Annotated in this window: 24 protein-coding genes; all 24 read left to right on the forward strand. The window is 47.2% G+C overall.

The annotated features are described in order from the left end of the window. The first annotated feature begins 2 nt into the window (after positions 1 to 2). The 24 genes from ITJ88_RS04605 to ITJ88_RS04720 all read left to right on the forward strand — a co-directional run bounded on the left by ITJ88_RS04605 (position 3) and on the right by ITJ88_RS04720 (position 21,388). Positions 3 to 368 (forward strand): response regulator, encoded by a 366-nt coding sequence (locus ITJ88_RS04605; protein ID WP_035407009.1) that lies wholly within the window; start codon positions 3 to 5, stop codon positions 366 to 368. Beyond that, positions 365 to 856 carry a flagellar biosynthetic protein FliO gene (locus tag ITJ88_RS04610; protein WP_195864780.1) on the forward strand — a complete coding sequence of 164 codons (492 nt, stop codon included), beginning with the start codon at positions 365 to 367 and terminating at the stop codon, positions 854 to 856. Before ITJ88_RS04605 ends, ITJ88_RS04610 begins: the two co-directional genes overlap by 4 nt. Next, positions 853 to 1,521, forward strand: a complete 669-nt coding sequence (gene fliP, locus ITJ88_RS04615) for a flagellar type III secretion system pore protein FliP (protein WP_023468706.1) — start codon at positions 853 to 855, stop codon at positions 1,519 to 1,521. The genes ITJ88_RS04610 and fliP overlap by 4 nt, the downstream gene beginning before the upstream one ends. Before the next feature lie 11 nt (positions 1,522 to 1,532). Next, a complete protein-coding gene (gene fliQ, locus ITJ88_RS04620) occupies positions 1,533 to 1,805 on the forward strand; it encodes a flagellar biosynthesis protein FliQ (protein WP_023468705.1) in 273 nt (90 codons plus the stop codon). Next, positions 1,802 to 2,569: a flagellar biosynthetic protein FliR gene (gene fliR / locus ITJ88_RS04625; RefSeq protein WP_195864781.1), complete on the forward strand. Its 768-nt coding sequence runs from the start codon at positions 1,802 to 1,804 to the stop codon at positions 2,567 to 2,569. Before fliQ ends, fliR begins: the two co-directional genes overlap by 4 nt. Positions 2,570 to 2,573: 4 nt before the next feature. Further along, complete coding sequence (flhB, locus tag ITJ88_RS04630; RefSeq protein WP_195864782.1) at positions 2,574 to 3,665, forward strand: flagellar biosynthesis protein FlhB; 1,092 nt, start codon at positions 2,574 to 2,576, stop codon at positions 3,663 to 3,665. Positions 3,666 to 3,679: 14 nt separating this feature from the next. Then, positions 3,680 to 5,704 (forward strand): flagellar biosynthesis protein FlhA, encoded by a 2,025-nt coding sequence (gene flhA / locus ITJ88_RS04635; RefSeq protein ID WP_195864783.1) that lies wholly within the window; start codon positions 3,680 to 3,682, stop codon positions 5,702 to 5,704. 3 nt (positions 5,705 to 5,707) lie between these two features. Then, complete coding sequence (locus ITJ88_RS04640; RefSeq protein ID WP_195864784.1) at positions 5,708 to 6,751, forward strand: flagellar biosynthesis protein FlhF; 1,044 nt, start codon at positions 5,708 to 5,710, stop codon at positions 6,749 to 6,751. Next, on the forward strand, positions 6,751 to 7,602 hold the full coding sequence (locus ITJ88_RS04645; protein WP_304999647.1) for a MinD/ParA family protein: 852 nt from the start codon (positions 6,751 to 6,753) through the stop codon (positions 7,600 to 7,602). Before ITJ88_RS04640 ends, ITJ88_RS04645 begins: the two co-directional genes overlap by 1 nt. 21 nt (positions 7,603 to 7,623) lie before the next feature. Continuing rightward, positions 7,624 to 9,627, forward strand: coding sequence for a chemotaxis protein CheA (locus ITJ88_RS04650; RefSeq protein WP_195864786.1), 2,004 nt, complete (start codon positions 7,624 to 7,626; stop codon positions 9,625 to 9,627). A gap of 11 nt (positions 9,628 to 9,638) precedes the next feature. Then, positions 9,639 to 10,067: a chemotaxis protein CheW gene (locus ITJ88_RS04655; protein WP_195864787.1), complete on the forward strand. Its 429-nt coding sequence runs from the start codon at positions 9,639 to 9,641 to the stop codon at positions 10,065 to 10,067. Continuing rightward, positions 10,060 to 10,668 (forward strand): chemotaxis protein CheC, encoded by a 609-nt coding sequence (locus ITJ88_RS04660; protein WP_029342053.1) that lies wholly within the window; start codon positions 10,060 to 10,062, stop codon positions 10,666 to 10,668. Before ITJ88_RS04655 ends, ITJ88_RS04660 begins: the two co-directional genes overlap by 8 nt. Next, a complete protein-coding gene (locus tag ITJ88_RS04665; protein ID WP_029342052.1) occupies positions 10,661 to 11,143 on the forward strand; it encodes a chemotaxis protein CheD in 483 nt (160 codons plus the stop codon). The genes ITJ88_RS04660 and ITJ88_RS04665 overlap by 8 nt, the downstream gene beginning before the upstream one ends. 13 nt (positions 11,144 to 11,156) lie before the next feature. Beyond that, positions 11,157 to 11,930: a FliA/WhiG family RNA polymerase sigma factor gene (locus tag ITJ88_RS04670; protein ID WP_047393832.1), complete on the forward strand. Its 774-nt coding sequence runs from the start codon at positions 11,157 to 11,159 to the stop codon at positions 11,928 to 11,930. A gap of 11 nt (positions 11,931 to 11,941) precedes the next feature. Further along, a complete protein-coding gene (locus ITJ88_RS04675; RefSeq protein ID WP_195864788.1) occupies positions 11,942 to 12,370 on the forward strand; it encodes a hypothetical protein in 429 nt (142 codons plus the stop codon). 129 nt (positions 12,371 to 12,499) lie between these two features. Next, on the forward strand, positions 12,500 to 13,234 hold the full coding sequence (rpsB, locus tag ITJ88_RS04680; protein WP_012370721.1) for a 30S ribosomal protein S2: 735 nt from the start codon (positions 12,500 to 12,502) through the stop codon (positions 13,232 to 13,234). A gap of 82 nt (positions 13,235 to 13,316) precedes the next feature. After that, positions 13,317 to 14,198, forward strand: a complete 882-nt coding sequence (gene tsf, locus ITJ88_RS04685; protein WP_029342048.1) for a translation elongation factor Ts — start codon at positions 13,317 to 13,319, stop codon at positions 14,196 to 14,198. A 111-nt stretch (positions 14,199 to 14,309) separates the two neighbouring features. Further along, positions 14,310 to 15,029: a UMP kinase gene (gene pyrH / locus ITJ88_RS04690; RefSeq protein WP_029342047.1), complete on the forward strand. Its 720-nt coding sequence runs from the start codon at positions 14,310 to 14,312 to the stop codon at positions 15,027 to 15,029. Position 15,030: 1 nt separating this feature from the next. After that, positions 15,031 to 15,588: a ribosome recycling factor gene (gene frr / locus ITJ88_RS04695; protein ID WP_058704863.1), complete on the forward strand. Its 558-nt coding sequence runs from the start codon at positions 15,031 to 15,033 to the stop codon at positions 15,586 to 15,588. Positions 15,589 to 15,667: 79 nt separating this feature from the next. Next, complete coding sequence (uppS, locus tag ITJ88_RS04700; RefSeq protein ID WP_195864789.1) at positions 15,668 to 16,408, forward strand: undecaprenyl pyrophosphate synthase; 741 nt, start codon at positions 15,668 to 15,670, stop codon at positions 16,406 to 16,408. A 19-nt stretch (positions 16,409 to 16,427) separates the two neighbouring features. Further along, complete coding sequence (locus ITJ88_RS04705; protein WP_023468689.1) at positions 16,428 to 17,228, forward strand: phosphatidate cytidylyltransferase; 801 nt, start codon at positions 16,428 to 16,430, stop codon at positions 17,226 to 17,228. 14 nt (positions 17,229 to 17,242) lie between these two features. Beyond that, the gene (locus ITJ88_RS04710) at positions 17,243 to 18,397 is read left to right on the forward strand and encodes a 1-deoxy-D-xylulose-5-phosphate reductoisomerase (protein WP_195864790.1); all 1,155 of its coding nucleotides are present in this window, start codon (positions 17,243 to 17,245) and stop codon (positions 18,395 to 18,397) included. Between the two features lie 14 nt (positions 18,398 to 18,411). Then, positions 18,412 to 19,653, forward strand: a complete 1,242-nt coding sequence (rseP, locus tag ITJ88_RS04715; protein ID WP_195864791.1) for an RIP metalloprotease RseP — start codon at positions 18,412 to 18,414, stop codon at positions 19,651 to 19,653. A gap of 34 nt (positions 19,654 to 19,687) precedes the next feature. Then, complete coding sequence (locus ITJ88_RS04720; RefSeq protein WP_195864792.1) at positions 19,688 to 21,388, forward strand: proline--tRNA ligase; 1,701 nt, start codon at positions 19,688 to 19,690, stop codon at positions 21,386 to 21,388. Positions 21,389 to 21,461: the final 73 nt, after the last annotated feature.

Below are 21,461 nucleotides of genomic sequence, written 5' to 3' on the forward strand. Positions count from 1 at the left end.
TTATGAGTGCAAAAGTATTAATCGTAGACGACGCCGCTTTCATGCGGATGATGATCAAGGAAATTCTATCGAAGAACGGCTATGATGTCGTTGGTGAAGCAGAAAATGGACGCGAAGCGGTCTCAAAGTATAAGGAATTGACACCAGACCTCGTCACGTTAGACATTACGATGCCTGAGATGGACGGAATCTCTGCGCTTAAAGAAATCAAAGCATTCAATCCTGCGGCTAAGGTCATCATGTGTTCGGCGATGGGGCAACAGTCGATGGTCATCGACGCGATTCAAGCAGGTGCAAAAGATTTCATCGTCAAACCGTTCCAAGCGGATCGTGTGCTTGAAGCGGTCTCGAAAACTGTCTCGTCATGAAAAAAGTGACTTTGCTGATTTGTCTCCTGTTTCTGCTGACACTTCCTGTACAAGCGGAAACGGTCGAAGAAAAATTGAATCCAACTCAGAGCGATGCACCGACGACTCAGCAAGTCGATGAGAGTCCTTCCATGGCGTTGACTATCTTCAAAGGAGTCGTCGTTCTCGTCGTCTTGATCGGCGGATTCATCCTCGTGACGCGATTCATTCATGAACGGACACGAGGCGTAAGACACTCCGGTCGATTGACTCATCTAGGTGGTGTACCACTTGGTAAGGATCGATCGGTTCAGTTAGTGAAAGTGCAGGATAAGATTTATGTCGTCGGTGTTGGTGAGAACGTACAACTATTAGACACATTGGACGATTTAGAGGGATACGAACCGACGGATCTTGAAGAGTCTTCTTCGAAATCAGCACCTTCACCATTCCTTGAGACGTTCAAACAACAACTCGAGCAACTACAGAAGAATCGAGGGCGCTCATGAATACGATTGAAAACCTGATTTCACTTGATACTCCGTCAGGGACAGCGACATCGATCAAACTGCTTGTATTACTGACGTTGTTGTCGCTGGCGCCTTCATTACTAATTCTAATGACCTGTTTTACGCGTGTCGTCGTCGTGTTGTCGTTCGTCCGTTCGGCGCTCGGAACACAACAAACGCCACCAAACCAGCTACTCGTCGGACTGGCGCTGTTCATCACGCTTTTCGTCATGTCGCCCGTTTTATCGGAATTAAACACGACGGCCTTAAAGCCATATATGGCCGATAAAATCAGTCAAGATGAGGCGTTTGATAAAGCGGGAGATACGATGAAACGCTTCATGTCGAAGCACACGCGAACGAATGATTTAGAATTATTCTTAAAATACGGTAATTATGAAAAACCGGAAAAGATTGAAGATATCCCACTCGTCGCACTCGTTCCAGCATATGCGATTAGTGAACTGAAGACGGCCTTTCAAATCGGTTTCATGATTTTCATACCTTTCCTTGTCATCGACATGGTCGTCTCGAGTGTTTTGATGTCGATGGGGATGATGATGTTACCGCCGGTCATGATTGCGTTACCGTTTAAGTTATTGTTATTTATTCTAGTTGACGGCTGGCACCTGATCGTTGAATCACTGCTCGTCAGTATGCGTTAGGGGGAGAAAAGATGACTCAAGAAATGATTATTCAGTTGGCAAGCTCTGCTGTCTGGACATTACTCAAGGTATCGGCTCCCTTATTACTTGTCTCGCTCGTCGTCGGTCTGCTCGTCAGTATCTTGCAGGCGACGACACAGATTCAGGAACAGACGTTATCATTCGTTCCGAAGATCGTTGCCGTATTTTTAGCACTTGTCTTCTTTGGACCTTGGATCATGCAGGAGCTACAGACCTTTACGATTGATCTATTCAAACAAATCGCTGAGGTTTCCCGAAAATGACGTTACTTTCTTTCCTGAGTGTTTTTTTACTCGTCTTTGGACGGATCGTTGGTTTTCTTGTCGCGGCGCCTTTGTTTTCATCAAAGCAATTACCAGCGCAACATAAATTAGCGCTTGCTGCGGGACTTGCTTACTTTGCGAGCTACGCCGTGAAGACAGACGTTCGTGTAGAAGACTTCGATTTTTTCTTTCGGATGGGAACGGAAGTCTTAGTGGGGCTAGCTCTTGGCTTACTTGCCAGTTTTTTATTGTATGCCCCACAAATCGCGGGCTCGATCATCGACTTGCAGATGGGTCTTGCGATGGCTTCCGCTTATGATCCGATGTTTGGCGGGCAGTCACCCATCGTCGGACGATTTTATTACATGCTGACGTTACTTGTTCTACTCGCTTCTGATATGCATCTTATTTTACTGGACGGCATCTACACGAGCTTTCAAATCTTTCCGCCGGGCAGTCTGATTGCGGTATCAGGGGACGCTGGAATGAGCCTTGTCATCCGTGTCGTTGGTCTTGCGATGTTGACTGCCTTACAAATGGCGATGCCACTTGTCGTTTCACTCTTTTTAGTGGATCTCGCACTCGGTTTCTTAGCGAAAACGGCACCCCAGTTCAACATTTTTGCGATTGGTTTTTCCGTCAAACTTTTAATGGGGTACGCGATTCTGTTTTTATTAGCAGGAGCGACGATCACAGGAATCGGTCGATTCGTTCCATTGTTGCAAGATGTACTTGCAGACGCCATTCGATTACTAGGAGGTTAAGGACATGCATTCATATCGATTACGCCTTGATCTTCAGTACTTCGCTGGTGAGAAGACGGAAAAAGCGACACCTCGAAAGCGGGATGACTCGCGTAAGAAGGGACAGGTCGCAAAATCAGCAGATTTAACGAGCAGTTTTATGTTATTCGCGATGTTTCTTGTTCTCTATTTTTTTGGTCCATTTCTAGGGCAGCGATTCGTACTCGTCCTACAAGATGGTCTCAGTGCAAGTCAAGTTCTGCAAGCTGTTGAAGAGGGACGAATTGAACAGATTTTAGTCGAGATGCTGATACAAATGGGGATTTTAGTCGCACCGTTCTTTTTAACAGCGGTCGTCATCGGAATCCTTGGCAATTTCGTTCAGATTGGTGTGCTCTTAAGTGGTGAGGCGATTCAGCCGAAGCTGGACCGGATCAATCCGCTTCAAGGCGTCAAACGGATTGTTAGCGTTAAAGCACTCGTCGAGTTTTTGAAATCCGTTTTTAAACTTCTAGTCATCGGTGTCACGAGTGGCACGGTTCTTTGGAACAACAAAGTCGAGATTTCGAGGCTGACTTCGGAACCAATCGGCGATGCGTTAGCTATCATTGGTCATTTAACATTTTTACTCGGTTTGTCGGTCAGTATCGCCTTGATTGCGTTAGCCATTCTGGACTTCGCTTATCAAAAATTTGATTTCGAAAAGTCGATTCGAATGAGTAAACAGGATTTAAAGGATGAGCATAAGAACACGGAAGGTGATCCTCAAATCAAAGGAAAGATTAAACAACAACAACGGGAGATGGCGATGCGGCGGATGATGCAAGAAATACCGAATGCCGACGTCGTCATCACGAACCCGACCCATTATGCGGTAGCGATCCAATACGATGACGGAAAACATATGGCACCGATCGTCGTTGCAAAAGGCGTAGATGCTGTCGCGTTCCGGATTCGGGAGAAGGCGACAGCAGCTGATGTCCCGATTGTTGAAAATCGTCCGCTGGCGCGGGCGTTATTCGCTCAAACAGAGATTGGTATGGCAGTGGATGAAACGTTCTATCAGGCGCTCGCTGAAACACTCGCCTTTGTCTATCAACTGAAACAAGCAAAATGAAAGGATGAAGCATCATGAGTATATCAACACGAGATTTAACGGTTCTGCTAGGCGTCATCATGATTGTCTTCATGCTCGTCATTCCACTACCCGCTATCATGCTCGATTTTTTAATCATCACTAATATCTTAATTGCTTTGATGGTATTACTCGTTGCGATGAATGCCAAAGAAGCACTGGAGTTTTCTGTCTTTCCGACGTTGTTATTGATCGTCACGTTGTTTCGTCTGGCACTTAACGTCTCAACGACACGGGCGATCCTATCAAACGGAAATGGTGGCGAAGTCATCGAGGCTTTTGGGAATTTTGTCGTCGGCGGTAAGGCGCTCGTCGGTTTCGTCGTCTTCTTGATTCTCGTCTTGATCCAGTTCCTCGTCATTACGAAGGGTTCAGAACGAGTCTCGGAAGTGTCGGCACGTTTTACGCTTGACGCAATGCCCGGAAAACAGATGGCAATCGACGCCGACCTGAACTCCGGTATGATTGACGAATTACAAGCTCGGACTCGTCGTCAAAAAATCCAATCGGAAGCAGACTTTTATGGTGCGATGGACGGGGCGTCGAAGTTCGTTAAAGGAGATGCGATTGCCGGAATCATCATCGTCATCATTAACTTGATTTTCGGAATGATCATCGGTGTCGTTCAGCAAGGCTTACCGATAGCGGATTCAGTCGAACTGTACACGTTACTGACAGTCGGGGACGGTCTTGTCAGTCAAATTCCAGCACTTTTGATTTCGGTTGCGACCGGGATCATCGTCACGCGCTCGACATCCGACGGAAACCTTGGTGAGGATGTCATCGGTCAATTGACCCGGACACCGTTACTCGTCGGAATCGCGGCTGGAGCCATCTTCTTACTCGGGCTATTCACAGCGATTCCCGATTACGTCACGATGCCGATTGCAGCGTTGTTCGGCTTCTTCGCTTGGCGAATGAAACAGACGACGAAGACGATGCAAGAAGAGGTCGCCGTTGAGGAAGCGCCGAGCGAAAACTTGCGTTCGAGTGAATCGGTCATTTCCTTACTGAATGTCGATACAATTGAATTTGAATTCGGTTACGGTTTGATTCCACTCGCTGATGAAGCGCAAGGTGGCGATTTACTCGATCGTGTCGTCATGATTCGTCGGCAGCTAGCACTCGAACTTGGATTCGTTCTACCGACCGTTCGGATTCGTGATCACCTGCAGCTATCACCAAACCAGTATCGAATCAAGATTCGTGGAAGTGAGATGGCAAGTGGTGAGCTATTACTGGATCATTATTTAGCGATGAGTCCGGGTGTCGATGATCCAGAAATTCGAGGCATCGAGACGGTTGAACCGGCTTTCGGTATGCCGGCACTTTGGATTGACGAACAGACACGGAGCCGAGCAGAGATGTCAGGCTATACGGTCGTTGATCCACCTTCCGTCGTCGCGACACATTTAACGGAGCTCTTGAAGAAACATGCCGCTGAATTACTCGGACGAGAAGAGACGAAACAGTTGGTTGATCATTTGAAGGAATCGCATCCGATTTTGGTCGAGGAAGTAACACCACAACTGTTATCGATCGGTGAACTTCAAAAAGTATTCGTTCAATTATTAAAAGAAAAAGTCTCGATTCGAAACCTACCATTGATTTTCGAAACACTCGCAGACTATGCGGCGGTGACGAAAGACAGTGAACTGCTTGCCGAATATGTCCGTCAATCCTTATCGCGTCAAATTACGGAACAAGTCATGCAAGGAGATGTCTTGCATGTCGTGACGGTCTCGAGTGAGATGGAACTGGATATCCAGTCGGCCATCCAAAAGACGGAGTTCGGAAATTATTTAGCGCTTGATCCCGAAAAAGCGACACGTTTCATCGAGACGTTGCAAGAACGAGCAATGGAATTTGAACGCTACGGCGCACATCCGATCATCCTGACTTCTCCAAGTATCCGGATGTTCGTCCGTCAATTGACAGAACGGTATTTTCCAGATGTTCCGATTCTATCTTATAACGAATTAATGCCGACGATTGAAGTTAAGAGTATTGGGGTGATTTAAGCGATGATAGTCAAAAAAGTCACGGCGGATTCCGTTAGCGAAGCCATGGAACGCATTAAACGCGAACTCGGTAACGATGCCATCATATTAAATACTCGCCATATCAAAGTGGGCGGATTTTTTGGCTTATTTGCGAAGAAAAAAGTGGAACTGGTTGCATCGGTGGATGAACATGTGTCGAACGAACCAATCGTCTCGAAGCAAGCAACCAGTCGGAAGGACATTGCGGAAACCATCCAACCGATCCCAACGCGTCCGACGATCGTCACGGTCGGCGAACGACCATTGCCAAAAGAATTGCAACATTATGCACCGCTGTTGGCAGAACCAGCGTTACAACAGGTGTCTGAACGATTGCATGAGCGATTACTGACTGCGTACTATCAAACGCAACAAACGGAATTAACGGATCTTTTAACTGAAGAAGTAAAAACGGCATTACGTGTAACAACGTCGACTGCACGTTATGTCATGCTGACAGGACCGACTGGTGTCGGAAAGACGACGACCATCGCTAAACTCGCTGCACATCATACGCTCATTAAAAATCAACGAGTCGGTCTTATCACAACCGATACATACCGGATTTCAGCGATTGAACAACTGAAGACATATGCTGATATATTAGGTATTCCGATTCATGTTGCATACGACCTGGAAGATTTCGAACGAGCAAAGCAGGCGCTAACGTCATGCGACATCGTACTTGTCGATACAGCGGGACGGAATTTTCTTGATGAAGCTTATGTAGAGCAATTACGAAGTCGTCATGACTTTGAGGATACAGATGTATTTTTAGTTCTCAGTTTGACATCGAAATATCGAGATTTATTACAAATCCACGATCGTTTCAGTAAGATTCCCTTATCAGGGATTGTATTTTCGAAAGCAGATGAAACAAGTGAACTGTGGTCAATGTTCGGACTTATGACAGAGACGAAGTTACCAATCTATTGCGTGACAACGGGGCAAGAAGTGCCAGAAGACATCACGTTCGCTACGGCGGATGAGTTATCCCGAATGATCGTCGAGAGAGGGATGAGATGATGCGAGAAGATCAAGCACGTGTCTTACGATCAAAAGTGACCGTCAAGGAAACGAAGACGATTGCCATCGTGAGTGGAAAAGGCGGTGTCGGAAAAACGAATGTCGCGGTGAATCTAGGTGTGGCATTATCGTTGCAAGACAAGCGAGTACTCTTGATTGATCTTGATATTGGAATGGCGAATATCGGCATTCTATTCGGGCAATCATCGAAGTCATCCTTGATGGAATGCGTCAAACGACGAGAATCACTCCAGCATGCAATCGTCGAACAGTCTCCATTCCTTCATTTCATTCATGGCGGGAGTGGATTTACGGAACTGACGAATTTTACAGATGAGGATATCGTCTTCCTGCTGCGGGAATTCCAATTTTTCTATGAATATGATTATGTGTTACTCGATCTAGGAGCCGGTGCGAACCATCAGACGTTCGATTTTATCAGTAGTGCAGACGAAGCCTGGCTGATCGTCACGCCGGAGCCGACTTCAATCATGGACGGTTATGCGTTCGTCAAACTGGCACATCACCATGCAACGGATCTCCCGATTTCCGTCGTCGTTAATCGGGCGACGAATGGTGGAGAAGCGCTTGAAACGTTTGATCGCCTGGCGCTCGTCAGCCAACAGTTTTTACAAAAACCTCTTCGCTTTACCGGTTTTTTACCAGAAGATTCGACAGTCGTTAAAGCAGTCAAGGCGCAGATGCCATTTTACTTGATGGATCGAACGAGCGACGTCAGTTGGCGACTCGATCACATCACGACATCATTGACAGGTGTACAAGTCAAGGAGCGGAAGTTTTTAGATCGATTGTTACATCGTCTGAAAAAGCGAAAAGATCATGTCCGTTAAGATTAAAGGAGGGTATCAGTCATGGACTTAAATGAATACGTAGGGTTGTTCCTCGATGAGTCGATGGAGCATTTACAAGCGATTAACACAAGCTTATTGGTTTTTGAAGAACGATTAGACGATGAAGCGGTCATCGATCAAATTTTCCGTTCTGCCCATACGCTAAAAGGGATGGCAGGAACGATGGGATATGATGCGATCGCTGATTTGACGCATGAGATGGAGAGCGCTCTTGATTTAGTTAGATCAAAGAAACAACCTGCTACAGCTGAGTTGATCGATGTCCTTTTCGTGGCTGCTGAACAACTGGAAACGATGGTAGAAGACATCAGTCGTGGTGGAAAAGGGAAACTTGACGTCACGGAAACAGTGAGACGATTACAGCAGTTCATTCGTCCCGAACAAGAAGAAATCATTTCGGTTACGCCATCAACTGCATCATCAACATTCGAATGTGATGTCTATTCGGAAGCGGTCGTCAAACAATCGATTGCGTCCGGTTACCAGGCGTATATCGTAAAAGTCGAACTTTCAGCGGATGTCATCTTAAAAGCGGCACGCGTCTACATGGTGTTTGATCGTTTACAGCAACTCGGAGATGTCATCTTGTCGAATCCGACCTCGGATGAACTGGAGCAAGAGCATTTCGAGACGACGTTCTCAGTCCTGTTCGTGACGCAACAAGATCAGATGACGATTCAAGAAGCGATTGCTTCTGTATCAGAAGTCGCAACAGTCACGATGGACGTGTTCGAAGCAACACCGGAAGCAGAGGTAGCGACATCCACCCTTCCACAGGAAGTGCCGGTTGCGACATCAGTACCTGCACCAACAGCCTCACCCGAAGCACCAGAGCAGACGGATCTATCTGCTCCTGTCGCTTCGAAAACGATTCGTGTCAATCTCGAGCGAATCGATCGTTTGATGAACCTGTTTGAAGAGTTCATCATCGACCGCGGTCGATTGGAACGCATTGCAGCAGAAGTCAGCTCACCGGAATTGACAGATACGGTCGAACGGATCAAACGAGGTACGAACGAATTGCAATCACTCGTTTTAACGTTACGAATGATGCCGATTGAACAAGTGTTCAATCGCTTTCCGCGGATGGTGCGTTCCGTTTCGAAGGATGTCGGAAAACATATCAAACTACACATTACAGGTGCTGAGACGGAACTTGATCGGACAGTCATCGATGAGATTGGTGATCCACTCGTCCACTTGATCCGTAATGCGATCGATCATGGAATTGAAAACAAAGCGGAACGGATTTTAGCGAATAAACCGGTCGAAGGAAATCTTTCGCTTCGTGCCTATCATTCAGGAAACCGAGTCTTCATCGAGATTGAAGATGATGGAGCAGGTATCAATCACGAACGTGTCACACGGATTGCGATTGAAAAAGGATTGATCACGGAAGAAGAAGCGATGCAATTAACGATCGAAGAGGCTTCGATGCTGTTGTTCGCACCTGGTTTCTCGACGGCAGAAGAAGTCACGGACTTGTCTGGTCGTGGTGTTGGTCTCGACGTCGTCAAATCGAAGATCGAATCATTAGGCGGAGAAGTATTCGTTGAGACGCGCCGCGGAGAAGGAACGATTTTCCGTATCAGTTTACCATTAACGCTTTCGATTATCTCAGCCATGCTCGTTGAGCTCGGACAAGAGACGTATGCGATTCCGCTCACTGCCATCATCGAGACGACATCCTTACGTAAATCAGCGATCCTGCAAGCGCACCGGGAGAAAGTATTTGATTTCCGTGGACAATTGGTTCCACTTATTTCGCTGAATGAAGTGTATGGATTGCCGCAGCATGAAGCAGAAGCCTATTCGGTCGTCGTCGTCCGGAGTGGCGAAAAATTAGCAGGGTTGATCGTATCCGAATTGATCGGTCAACAAGAAATCGTCATGAAACCACTCGGTAGTTATCTAGAAGGTATCCGTGCCATTTCTGGCGCAACGATTCTTGGAGACGGACAAGTCGCGTTGATCATTGACAGCAATGCACTATTACGGAAGTGAGGGGAACGAAGATGGAACAAAAATGGGTTGTTTTTCAATTAGAAGATAATGCATACGGTATTGATGTACAGTCTGTTCGTTCAATCGAACGACTCATCCCAATCACACGGATTCCGAACGCTGCATCTTATGTCAAAGGAGTCATCAATTTGCGGGGTGTCGTCACACCCGTGATTGATTTGCGCGCCCGTCTTGGATTCGAGTTAACAGAAGAGACAGAAGAGACACGCATCATCATCGCCACTTTAGAGCATGGGGATGCTGGATTCATCGTCGACCGGGCAAATGAAGTCGTCGAATCAACGGATGTTCGCATCGAGCCGCTCAGTGAACAAAAGCAGGAGGATGCCTCCTATTTGACTGCGGTCGCCAAAGGTGACCAGCAATTGTTCTCACTGATTGAACCGAATCGCTTATTTGAGGACATCGTTCATGCTTAACCCAAACGAACGAGACATCTTACGGGAAGTCGGCAACATTGGAGCTGGTCACGCAGCGACAGCACTTTCGACCTTACTTGGACAACCGATTGAGATCGAAGTACCTTCCGCTGAGCTTGAGGATTTCACGACGATCATCGAGCGAAGTGGTGGGGCGGAAACGTATACCGCTGGTGCATTGCTACGTTTTTCTGGCGATATTCAAGCAACGTTACTTTTTTTGATGCCACTTCGTGATGCAGAGAAGCTCGTTAGCCAATTGATGCAGACGGAATTCCACTTTTTTTCCGATTCCCACGAAATGGGGGTTTCTGCTTGGGAAGAAATTGGGAATATTTTAATAGGAGCGTATGCTCGGGCTATCTCCGATTGGCTCGATTTATCGTTACATGTCAGTGTTCCTGCATCAGCGTTTGATATGGTTGGTGCGTTACTTGAAGTAGCCTTACTTGAATCTACGACTCCAGGAAATATGGCTGTCTATATCGACACGCACTTGTCTAGTGCAGGAAACGATTTGACCGGACATTTACTTTTATTGCCTGAAGCTAACGCCTTTCAGACGGTCTTCGAACGATTGGGTGTGGACTTGAATGGATGAAATCGTACGGATTGGGATTGCGGAGTACGCCATCAGTAAACGCCCCGTCATTTTACGGACAGCGGGTCTTGGATCGTGCGTAGGCGTCGTCATCTATGACCAGGAACGAGGGTTATCGAGTATGGCGCATGTCATGTTGCCTGATTCAGCGATCAGTCGGAATCGGGAGCTTGAAGTCGGAAAGTTCGCGGATACGGCAATTCTAGAGGTAGCCCGCGAATTACGAGCAAGTGGAGCCATCCGATTACGTGCGAAGATCGCGGGAGGGGCTCAGATGTTTCAATTTAAGTATGAACATGAATCAATGCGGATTGGCGAGCGAAACATCGCTGCGGTCAAAGCAATGCTTCAACAAGTCAAAATTCCACTCGTTGCCGAAGATGTTGGCGGCACGAATGGACGAACGATCGAGTTCCACTCACAATCAGGGCGTCTCGTCATCCGGACGGTGAATGTCGGGACGCTGGAAATCTAGAGGAGGAATGGTCATGCGTGAGGAATTACAACAACTTTGGGATCGATGGCTGACCACACGCGATATTGCGGTGGCAGACCTGTTACTTCACAATTATGAACCACTTGTTCAATACCACGTTCAGCGTTTAAGTGCGACGTTGCCTAAAAGTGTCGATCGAGACGAGTTGAAAAGTTTAGGTATGATGGGATTGTACGATGCGCTTCAAAAATTCGATCAAAATCATAATAATAAATTCGACACGTATGCCGCCTTTCGGATTCGAGGAGCTATTTTAGACGGGCTTCGTAAAATCGATTGGTTACCACGTTCCTTACGGGAAAAAGCAAAACGGGTCGAGGCAGCCGTCGAGATCCTTGAACAATCTTTGCAACGGACGCCGACATTAGACGAAGTCTCTTCCATCGTCGACATGACACCGGACGAGGTCAAGGGTGCTTTAGCAGAAAGCTATTTTGCGAATGTATTATCGATCGATGAAGCAGTCACGCTACAGGATGAGGGGAAGGCGATGACCGTCTCCTATTTAGATCCAGATACTGCTACACCGGAAGATATGTTATTAATGCGTGAGTTGATTGCTAAACTGGCAGAGGAAGTCGAAGGGTTATCCGAAAAAGAACAACTTGTCGTCTCGCTGTTCTATTATGAAGAATTGACGCTTACTGAAATTGGTGAAGTCCTCGGGCTCTCGACTTCCCGTATTTCACAAATCCATTCAAAAGCGCTTCGTAAATTGAAGAATGCGCTCGGAAGTGCCTACTTAGCAGATCGTGTCGCCATGTGAAAGGAAGAATTATGACTGTCGTTTATATTTTATTAGCTGCTTTAGTGTGTTATGCGCTGCTGGTGTTATTTCGCCAGCAGGCAGCGCTTAAAGACCGAATTACACGGTTGGAACGTGAAAAGAATGAGACGGAACAAGTTTTATTACATTTCATGGAGAACGTCAACGCCATGACGGAAACATCCGTAAACGAAACGAACGAACAGGTTGATCAAGTACCGGACGCGTCTCCACATATGGTGGAGGCAGCTACATACGAGAACTCGAAAACCCTCGAAATCGAGCAATCCATTTCAAAAGAACCACCATTAACGGATGTCAAGCAGGCACTACGAGAAGGAACGGATCTTGAGACGCTTGCACGGTCTTTGAATCGGGGGACGGGCGAGGTTGCTTTGATTGCTAAACTTTCTCATCAAACGAAGGTTGCCCCTCGGTAATCTTTATGCTATATTAGTCTACGGTGTTAATTACGCACGCATGTATCGCCAGCTGCGGTGCCTTTAATAGGTTAGCTGGACAGACGATCATCGCGGAGGACATCCAAAACCCAAAAGGAGGAATTCATCATGGCAGTAATCTCGATGAAACAATTGTTAGAAGCTGGTGTACACTTCGGTCACCAAACACGCCGTTGGAACCCAAAAATGGCGAAATACATCTTCACAGAACGGAACGGAATCTACATCATCGACCTTCAAAAAACGGTCAAAAAAGTAGACGAAGCTTACAACTTCATCCGTGAAGTAGCGTCTGAAGGCGGAAACGTTCTTTTCGTTGGTACGAAAAAACAAGCTCAAGACACTGTGAAAGAAGAAGCGATCCGTGCAGGTCAATACTTCATCAACGAACGTTGGTTGGGTGGAACTCTCACGAACTTCTCTACAATCAAAAAACGTATCAACCGTTTGAAACAACTCGAAAAAATGGAAGAGAACGGTACATTCGAAGTTCTTCCTAAAAAAGAAGTCATCATTCTTAAAAAAGAAATGACTCGTCTTGAGAAATTCCTCGGCGGTATCAAAGATATGCCAGGCGTTCCGGATGCACTCTTCATCGTTGACCCACGCAAAGAGCGTATCGCGATTGCAGAAGCACACAAACTCAACATCCCAATCGTTGCGATTGTTGATACGAACTGTGATCCAGACGAAATCGACTACGTCATCCCAGCGAACGACGATGCGATCCGTGCAGTCAAATTGCTCACTGGTAAAATGGCTGACGCAATCCTCGAAGTTAAACAAGGCGAAGATAACGTAGCACCTGAAACTACTGAAGAAGTAGTAGCAGACGCTGAGTAATTCGTGATGCCAGGTGATAAAGGGAATCGACCTTTTATCACCTTTTTTTTGAAACTAAGGATGTTATAAGGAGGAATATCGAATGGCTATTACAGCAGCAATGGTTAAAGAACTTCGTGAAAAAACAGGTGCAGGTATGCTCGACTGCAAAAAAGCACTCGTTGAAACTGACGGTGACATGAACGCAGCAGTAGATTTCTTGCGTGAAAAAGGGATCGCTAAAGCAGCAGCAAAAGGCGATCGTATTGCAGCTGAAGGATTGACTGCAGTTGCAGTTGACGGCAACAAAGCGGCACTCGTCGAAATCAACTCAGAAACAGACTTCGTTGCGAAAAACGAACGTTTCCAAACACTCGTTCAAAACATCGCAGACGCTGTTCTCCGTAACGGTTCTGAGACAGCAGAAGCTGCTCTTGCTTCTGAATACGAAGCAGGTAAAACAATCGACACATACATCTCAGAAGAAGCTTCAACAATCGGAGAGAAAATCTCACTCCGTCGCGTAGCGCTCTTCACAAAAGCAGATGACGCAGCATTCGGTTCTTACCTCCACATGGGTGGACGCATCGGTTCAGTCGTCGTCATCGAAGGTACGACAGACGAAACAGTTGCAAAAGACGTTGCAATGCACATCGCAGCAGCACGTCCACTTTACGTTGACCGTACTTCTGTCACAGAAGAAGAAAAAGCACGTGAAGAAAAAGTCCTCACTGAGCAAGCATTGAACGAAGGAAAACCAGCTAACATCGTTGAAAAAATGATCGTTGGTCGTATGAACAAGTTCTTCGAGGAAATCTGCCTCGTCGATCAAACGTTCGTCAAGGATCCAGACTTCAAAGTTGGTAAATATGTAGAATCTAAAGGCGGTAAAGTCGTGTCATTCGTACGCTTCGAAGTTGGAGAAGGTATGGAAAAACGCGAAGAGAACTTCGCTGAAGAAGTTATGAACCAACTTAAAAAATAAGAATCGGGATCATCCTGATGACAAGAGAAGGAACACGTATGCTTCAATCCACTTTCGTGTGGAAGTGGTTCGTGTTCCTTTTTTACGGAATTTAGCAAGGGGGACATAGTCATGCAACCGAAATATAACCGGATTGTGTTAAAATTGAGCGGAGAAGCGCTCGCAGGAGATCAAGGGTTTGGGATCAATCCTGTCATCGTCAAATCTATCTCGGAACAGATTCGCGAATTAGTTGAATTGAACGTTGAAGTAGCGGTCGTCGTCGGAGCTGGAAACATTTGGCGTGGCAAAACAGGTGCAGAACTTGGGATGGACCGGGCCAACGCCGATTATATGGGGATGTTAGCGACAGTCATGAACTCGCTTGCGCTTCAAGACAGCTTAGAAGATGTAGGTGTTGAAACACGTGTTCAAACATCAATCGAGATGCGCCAAGTAGCAGAACCGTACATTCGCCGCCGTGCGATGCGTCACCTCGAAAAAGGACGCGTCGTCATCTTTGCAGCAGGTACAGGGAACCCGTACTTCTCAACAGATACGACAGCTGCTCTTCGTGCAGCTGAAATTGAAGCAGAGGTCATCTTGATGGCGAAAAACAACGTCGATGGTGTGTACTCAGCTGACCCGAATGTTGATCCAGAAGCGAAGAAATTCGAGACGCTCTCTTACTTGGATGTCTTAAAGGATGGACTTCAAGTCATGGATTCTACAGCAACTTCACTTTGTATGGACAATGACATCCCGCTCATCGTCTTCTCGTTGATGGAAGAAGGTAACATCAAACGTGTCGTCATCGGTGACGAAATCGGGACAATCGTAAGGGGGAAATAATATGTCAAAAGAAATCTTAAAACAAGCCGAAGAACGGATGGAAAAAGCACATCTTTCACTTAAGAAAGAACTTGCGACACTCCGCGCCGGTCGTGCGAACGTTGCGATTTTAGATCCCGTTCAAGTCGAATATTACGGTGCACCGACACCGCTCAATCAAGTAGCGAACGTCAACACACCAGAAGCACGTCTGATCTTGATCACTCCATGGGATAAATCAATGGTCAGCGAGATTGAAAAAGCGATTCAACGCGCTGATCTTGGTCTTGCGCCATCATCTGATGGTACGGTCATCCGTCTTGCGATTCCACCACTAACGGAAGAGCGCCGGAAGGAACTCGTCAAACTCGTCAAGAAGTATACGGAAGAAGGTAAGGTTGCCCTCCGTAACATTCGTCGTGATACGAACGAGCAGTTAAAGAAACAAGAAAAAGATGGTGCATTGACAGAAGATGATTTGCGTGGATACACAGAAGATGTTCAGACGTTGACAGACAAGTTCGTTAAACAACTTGATCAGACAGCAACGGAAAAAGAACAAGAAATCATGGAAGTATGACGCGACGGATCGTCATGGGGGGGACTCTTTGTCACACGAAGAGTCCCTTTCTTCATAATTGAGAGAGGAGGAAGTACGGATGTTTCAATGGTTGAATCAGACGAAAGAAACCGAAACCTATGACCGGGTGCCTGAGCACGTCGCTATCATCATGGATGGAAACGGTAGATGGGCACAAAAACGCGGACTTCCGCGTATCATGGGACATCGCGAAGGCATGAAATCGATTCGTGAGGTCGTTCGGGTTGCAAATGAACTCGGCGTTAAGAGTCTGACATTATACGCCTTCTCGACGGAGAATTGGACGCGTCCGGAAGAGGAAGTGAGTTTTCTCATGAAGCTACCGGCACAATTTCTAGAGTCGGATTTAAAAGAGTTAGACGCGCAAAATGTCAAAGTCGAGGTAGCAGGAGAAGTGTCACGCCTCCCTCATTTCACACGTGAGGCAGTGGAACAAGCGAAACTGGATACGCAACACAATACAGGACTTCGTCTGATTTTCGCTCTGAATTATGGAGGACGCGATGAGCTCGTGCAAGTCATGCAAAAACTGGGCGCACAGGTTCAGGCAGGAACATTGTCACCGGATGCGATTACACCGGAGACGGTCGAGCGCGAGCTAATGACAGGATCCGTAACCGATGTCGATTTCGTGATTCGAACGAGTGGCGAACAACGGTTATCGAACTTTTTACTTTGGCAAGCGGCGTACGCAGAGTTTTATTTTACAGATGTCTTGTGGCCAGAGTTTCGTCGGGATGCTTTCTTGGCAGCAATTGAAGATTACAATCAACGGACACGCCGATTTGGCGGCGTCTGATCAAATGAGGAACTAGCTTATGAAAACTCGGATTATCACAGGGATATGGGCAGGCGCCATCTTTTTGGCGCTTTTGTACATCGGTGGACTTCCCTTTTTAGCGTTTATGGCAGTACTAACGATTCTCGGTTATACCGAGCTTGTCCGGATGCGACAATGGAGCGGCTCGCGCATTCCACGGATTTTATTCGGGATTGGCACATTATTACCATTCGTCGGTATATATGAAGAGGCAGTCGATCGGACACTTCCAATCGGACTTTCACCAATCGCTTGGGCAATGATCATTTTATTGATCGGTCTCTTTTGGAACGTGTTTTCGAAAAATGTCTTTACGTTCGATGATGTCGCCTTTTTACTGCTGACTGCGGTTTATGTCGGTGTCGGTTTTGCATCGTTCGCCTACATCCGCTTACTCGAACATGGATTAACGTGGTCGCTCTTGATCATTCTCTTGATCTGGTTTACGGATTCAGGGGCGTACTTCGTCGGGAAGCGATTTGGTAAGAATAAGCTGTGGCCGTCAATCAGCCCGAACAAGACGATTGAAGGGGCAGTCGGTGGCGTGTTACTTGCCATCTTACTTGGTGTCGTGTTTGAAAGTATCGAACCGACAGTCGGTTTTGGGAAAGTCATTGTCCTTGCCATCATCGTTGCCGTCGTTGGGCAACTTGGTGACTTGGTCCAGTCCGCTTACAAACGCCATTATGGTGTGAAGGATTCTGGAACGTTGCTACCGGGTCATGGTGGTATTCTAGATCGGTTCGACAGCATGATGATCGTCTTTACGGTCCTCGTCGTACTCGATATCTTTGCTTGAGGAGGCGCTTCATTATGAAGAAAATCAGTATCATCGGTGGAACGGGATCGATTGGTACGCAGACGCTTGATGTCATTGCGGCTAATCCAGATCTTTTTGAATTGACGAGTTTTGCATTTGGTCGCAACACGACGGTCGCCGTACCGTGGTTGAATCGTTTGCAACCGATGCTTGTCGGAGTCCAAGATGAGACAATACGTCAAGAACTCGAGCAACAGTTGACCTATCAGCCGACGATCGTCATCGGTGAAGAAGGATTGCTTGATGTCGTGACGCATCCTGAAGTCGATACGGTCATTACAGCGGTCGTAGGGGCTGTTGGCTTACGTCCAACGCTTGCCGCAATCGAGGCGGGTAAGACGATTGGTCTTGCGAACAAAGAAACACTCGTCACGGCAGGGCACCTTGTCATGAAGCTCGCGCGCGAAAAAAACGTGACGATTTTACCCGTTGATAGTGAACATGCGGCGATTTTCCAATGCTTGAACGGGGAGCGGCGAGAAGATGTGCGTCAAATCATCTTAACGGCGTCAGGCGGAAGCTTCCGTGATCAATCACGGGAAGAACTGGCAACCGTGACGGTCGAACAAGCACTGGCGCATCCGAACTGGTCGATGGGAGCAAAAATCACGATTGATTCGGCGACGATGATGAACAAAGGGTTCGAAGTCATTGAAGCGCACTGGTTATTTGATGTCGACTATGCGGATATCGATGTCGTCATTCATCGTGAATCCATCATTCACTCGATGGTCGAATTCAATGATGGAGCTGTCATGGCTCAGCTTGGTATGCCCGACATGCGAGAACCAATACAGTACGCTCTTACATATCCGTCCCGCCTTGAAATCCAAGGTGGAGAACGGTTAAACTTAAAGGAAATCGGACGCTTACACTTTGCTGATGCATCATTTGAGCGTTATCCCTTGTTACGACTTGCTTTTGAAGCGGGTCAAGCGGGTGGATCGATGCCATCAGTACTCAATGCTGCGAACGAACAAGCGGTGGACCGTTTCTTAAAAGGGGACATTCGCTTTTTAGAAATCGAAGCGAGCGTCGAGGCGGCGCTTCAAGCTCATACCCTTATCGACGAGCCTTCCTTGGATCAAATCCTTGAAGCTGATCGATGGGCGCGTGAGTTCGTATCGTCTCTTACATTCGCTAACTAAGGATGGGATAAGTAATGACGACCTTTATTTCAATCGTGCTGATGTTCGGTGTACTCGTCGCCGTCCATGAATGGGGTCATCTCGTAATGGCGAAGCGGGCAGGTATTCTCTGTCGAGAATTCGCGATTGGATTTGGACCGAAGATCTTTTCAGTGTTTAAGAATGAGACGTTGTATACGGTGCGCCTGTTGCCGATTGGCGGTTACGTCAAGATGGCGGGTGAAGAACCTGAACTCGTAGAGATCAAATCAGGTCAAACCGTCGGATTGCAGTTAAAGGACGGTGTCATCGAGACGATTTATTTCGATGCAGATCAGCCACAAGTTGATCAAGTCGTCACTGTCGAGCGGATTGACTTGTTGCGTCAACTTGAACTCGTCGGATTACAAGACGAGGCATCGGTTCGCTATCCTGTTTCACCGACAGCATTTCTTGTTGAAGGTCAGACACGGACACAAATTGCGCCGTATGATCGCACATTTGGTTCGAAATCCGTTTGGAAACGCGTCCTTGCGATTGCTGCAGGACCGTTCATGAACTTTGTTCTCGCGTTCGTCATTTTATTCGGTCTTGCCTTATATAATGGTTCTCCGACAGGGGAAAGCGTCATCGGAACAGTACAAAAAGGTTCACCTGCCGATCAAGCAGGACTTGTTGAAGGTGACCGGATTGTCTCAGTCAATGGACAGGATACAGCCAAGTGGACGGATTTACGTGCTGGATTCCAAGACCGTGCTGGGAAAGCGACAGAAGTAAAATATGAGCGTGATGGGAAAGAGACGACAACTGAAATCACGCCAAAAGTGCAACAGCAAGGCGAACAAAAGGTCGGTATCATCGGTGTTACGAATGAGACAGAAAAATCATTCGGAACAGCACTACAAACGGGCGTTTCAGAAACGTGGCGGATGTCGACGCTCATCGTCGGAGCTGTTGGAGATCTCGTGACCGGTGTTGTTGGCGTCGATCAATTATCAGGACCAGTCGGGATCGTCAAGATGACCGATCAGGTCGCAGATAGTGGGTTCTCGATGCTCTTGACATGGACTGCATTGTTGTCCGTTAACTTAGCAGTCTTCAACTTATTGCCACTTCCAGCACTTGATGGAGGGCGCTTGCTATTCCTCTTCCTTGAAGCCTTACGCGGTAAACCGGTCGATCCTCAAAAAGAAGGATTGGTTCATTTCGTCGGTTTTGCGCTTTTGATGTTACTCATGCTCGTCGTTACTTGGAACGACATTCAAAAATTCTTTTAATTAATCACTCAGTCAAAGGAGTTCGTGACTCATTATGAAACAATCAAAACTATTCATGCCAACGTTGCGTGAAGTACCATCTGATGCAGAAGCCATCAGTCACCAACTCTTGCTTCGTGCAGGATTCATGCGTCAAAATGCCGCTGGGATCTATTCGTATCTCCCACTCGCAAAACGCGTTCTCGCAAACATCGAGACAATCATTCGCGAGGAATTAGAGGCAGCGGGTGCGCAAGAATTACTGATGCCAGCGATTCAACCAGCTGAACTATGGGAAGAAACAGGACGCTGGGATATCTATGGACCTGAATTAATGCGCTTGACGGATCGTCATGATCGCCGGTTCGCGCTCGGAGCGACGCACGAGGAACTGATCACTTCAATCGTTCGTGATGAATTGAACTCGTACAAAAAGTTACCGGTCAATCTCTTCCAGATTCAAATGAAATACCGTGACGAACGTCGTCCACGTTTCGGTTTATTACGCGGTCGTGAGTTCATCATGAAAGATGCCTACTCGTTCCATTCGTCACAAGAGAGCTTAGACGAAGAGTATCAAAACATGTTTGATACGTATTCGCGGATTTTCACACGTGTTGGTCTTGAGTTCCGTCCAGTCGTCGCGGACTCAGGTGCGATTGGTGGTAGTGGAACACATGAGTTCCATGCGTTAGCAGCAATCGGTGAAGACACGATCGTCTACTCGGACCAATCGGATTATGCAGCGAACTTAGAGATGGCAGAGTCGATCGATGCCTATCCGAAGCAAGACAAAGCACCAGAAGCACTTGAAGAAGTGCATACGGCAGATGCGAAGACGATCGAAGCGGTCAGTGCACATCTGAACTTACCAGCAAATGAATCGATCAAGACCGTCATCTTCAAGACGGAACAAGGGCTTGTCATGGCACTCGTCCGGGGCGATCACGAAGTCAACGATATCAAATTGAAAAACTATCTGGGAGCACTCGACATCACGCTGGCGAGCGACGAAGAGATTGAAGCAGCACTTCACTCGACGCCTGGAACACTCGGACCGATCGGGGCAGACATGAAGATCGTCGCCGATTACGCGGTACGTGCCTTGACGAACGCTGTCTGTGGTGCAAACAAAGCGGAAACACATTATATCCATGTCGACCCAAGCCGTGATTTCGAAGCGGACTACACGGACTTGCGCTTCGTCGAAGAAGGTGACGCGTCACCAGACGGCAACGGAAACGTTAAATTCGCACGTGGCATCGAAGTCGGTCAAGTCTTCAAACTCGGAACACGTTACTCTGAAGGAATGGGAGCGACGTTCCTCGATGAGGGCGGTAAAGCACAACCACTCATCATGGGATGTTACGGCATCGGTGTCTCGCGGACATTGTCGGCAGTCGTTGAACAACATTATGATGAGCGCGGGATCATTTGGCCAAAAGCGATCGCACCATATGATGTCCATTTGATCGTCGTCAATGGTAAAAATGCAGAACAGCTTGAACTCGGAGAAACACTATACCGAGAGTTGACAGCTGCAGGTTTCAGCGTCCTGCTTGACGATCGGAAAGAACGAGCAGGCGTCAAATTCGCCGATGCGGATTTGATCGGTCTACCGGTTCGCTTGAACGTCGGCAAAAAAGCGGCAGAAGGAATCGTCGAATTAAAAGCCCGTCGTGGTGGCGATGCAGAAGAAATTGGACAAGAACAAGTCGTTGAGGCTGTTCGTTCACTCTATGAAGGTTTAGAATAAAGAATGGAGACGGTCACTTTTCATAAAGTGACTGTTTTCTTATCTCACACCCATTCGCCCCTTGGGCAATCCG

This window comes from Exiguobacterium abrahamii, from assembly GCF_015645365.1.
GTDB classification, from domain to species: Bacteria; Bacillota; Bacilli; order Exiguobacteriales; family Exiguobacteriaceae; genus Exiguobacterium_A; species Exiguobacterium_A abrahamii.

Bases quoted from the DNA above. Each gene is read 5' to 3' on its own strand.
- ITJ88_RS04665 (WP_029342052.1), top strand. From the start codon at position 10,661: ATGGATGAAATCGTACGGATTGGGATTGCGGAGTACGCCATCAGTAAA.
- ITJ88_RS04705 (WP_023468689.1), top strand. From the start codon at position 16,428: ATGAAAACTCGGATTATCACAGGGATATGGGCAGGCGCCATCTTTTTG.
- uppS (WP_195864789.1), top strand. From the start codon at position 15,668: ATGTTTCAATGGTTGAATCAGACGAAAGAAACCGAAACCTATGACCGG.
- ITJ88_RS04660 (WP_029342053.1), top strand. From the start codon at position 10,060: ATGCTTAACCCAAACGAACGAGACATCTTACGGGAAGTCGGCAACATT.
- ITJ88_RS04640 (WP_195864784.1), top strand. From the start codon at position 5,708: ATGATAGTCAAAAAAGTCACGGCGGATTCCGTTAGCGAAGCCATGGAA.
- flhA (WP_195864783.1), top strand. From the start codon at position 3,680: ATGAGTATATCAACACGAGATTTAACGGTTCTGCTAGGCGTCATCATG.
- pyrH (WP_029342047.1), top strand. From the start codon at position 14,310: ATGCAACCGAAATATAACCGGATTGTGTTAAAATTGAGCGGAGAAGCG.
- fliQ (WP_023468705.1), top strand. From the start codon at position 1,533: ATGACTCAAGAAATGATTATTCAGTTGGCAAGCTCTGCTGTCTGGACA.
- flhB (WP_195864782.1), top strand. From the start codon at position 2,574: ATGCATTCATATCGATTACGCCTTGATCTTCAGTACTTCGCTGGTGAG.
- ITJ88_RS04720 (WP_195864792.1), top strand. From the start codon at position 19,688: ATGAAACAATCAAAACTATTCATGCCAACGTTGCGTGAAGTACCATCT.
- fliR (WP_195864781.1), top strand. From the start codon at position 1,802: ATGACGTTACTTTCTTTCCTGAGTGTTTTTTTACTCGTCTTTGGACGG.
- rseP (WP_195864791.1), top strand. From the start codon at position 18,412: ATGACGACCTTTATTTCAATCGTGCTGATGTTCGGTGTACTCGTCGCC.
- ITJ88_RS04675 (WP_195864788.1), top strand. From the start codon at position 11,942: ATGACTGTCGTTTATATTTTATTAGCTGCTTTAGTGTGTTATGCGCTG.
- fliP (WP_023468706.1), top strand. From the start codon at position 853: ATGAATACGATTGAAAACCTGATTTCACTTGATACTCCGTCAGGGACA.
- rpsB (WP_012370721.1), top strand. From the start codon at position 12,500: ATGGCAGTAATCTCGATGAAACAATTGTTAGAAGCTGGTGTACACTTC.
- ITJ88_RS04605 (WP_035407009.1), top strand. From the start codon at position 3: ATGAGTGCAAAAGTATTAATCGTAGACGACGCCGCTTTCATGCGGATG.
- ITJ88_RS04670 (WP_047393832.1), top strand. From the start codon at position 11,157: ATGCGTGAGGAATTACAACAACTTTGGGATCGATGGCTGACCACACGC.
- ITJ88_RS04655 (WP_195864787.1), top strand. From the start codon at position 9,639: ATGGAACAAAAATGGGTTGTTTTTCAATTAGAAGATAATGCATACGGT.
- ITJ88_RS04710 (WP_195864790.1), top strand. From the start codon at position 17,243: ATGAAGAAAATCAGTATCATCGGTGGAACGGGATCGATTGGTACGCAG.
- frr (WP_058704863.1), top strand. From the start codon at position 15,031: ATGTCAAAAGAAATCTTAAAACAAGCCGAAGAACGGATGGAAAAAGCA.
- ITJ88_RS04645 (WP_304999647.1), top strand. From the start codon at position 6,751: ATGCGAGAAGATCAAGCACGTGTCTTACGATCAAAAGTGACCGTCAAG.
- ITJ88_RS04650 (WP_195864786.1), top strand. From the start codon at position 7,624: ATGGACTTAAATGAATACGTAGGGTTGTTCCTCGATGAGTCGATGGAG.
- ITJ88_RS04610 (WP_195864780.1), top strand. From the start codon at position 365: ATGAAAAAAGTGACTTTGCTGATTTGTCTCCTGTTTCTGCTGACACTT.
- tsf (WP_029342048.1), top strand. From the start codon at position 13,317: ATGGCTATTACAGCAGCAATGGTTAAAGAACTTCGTGAAAAAACAGGT.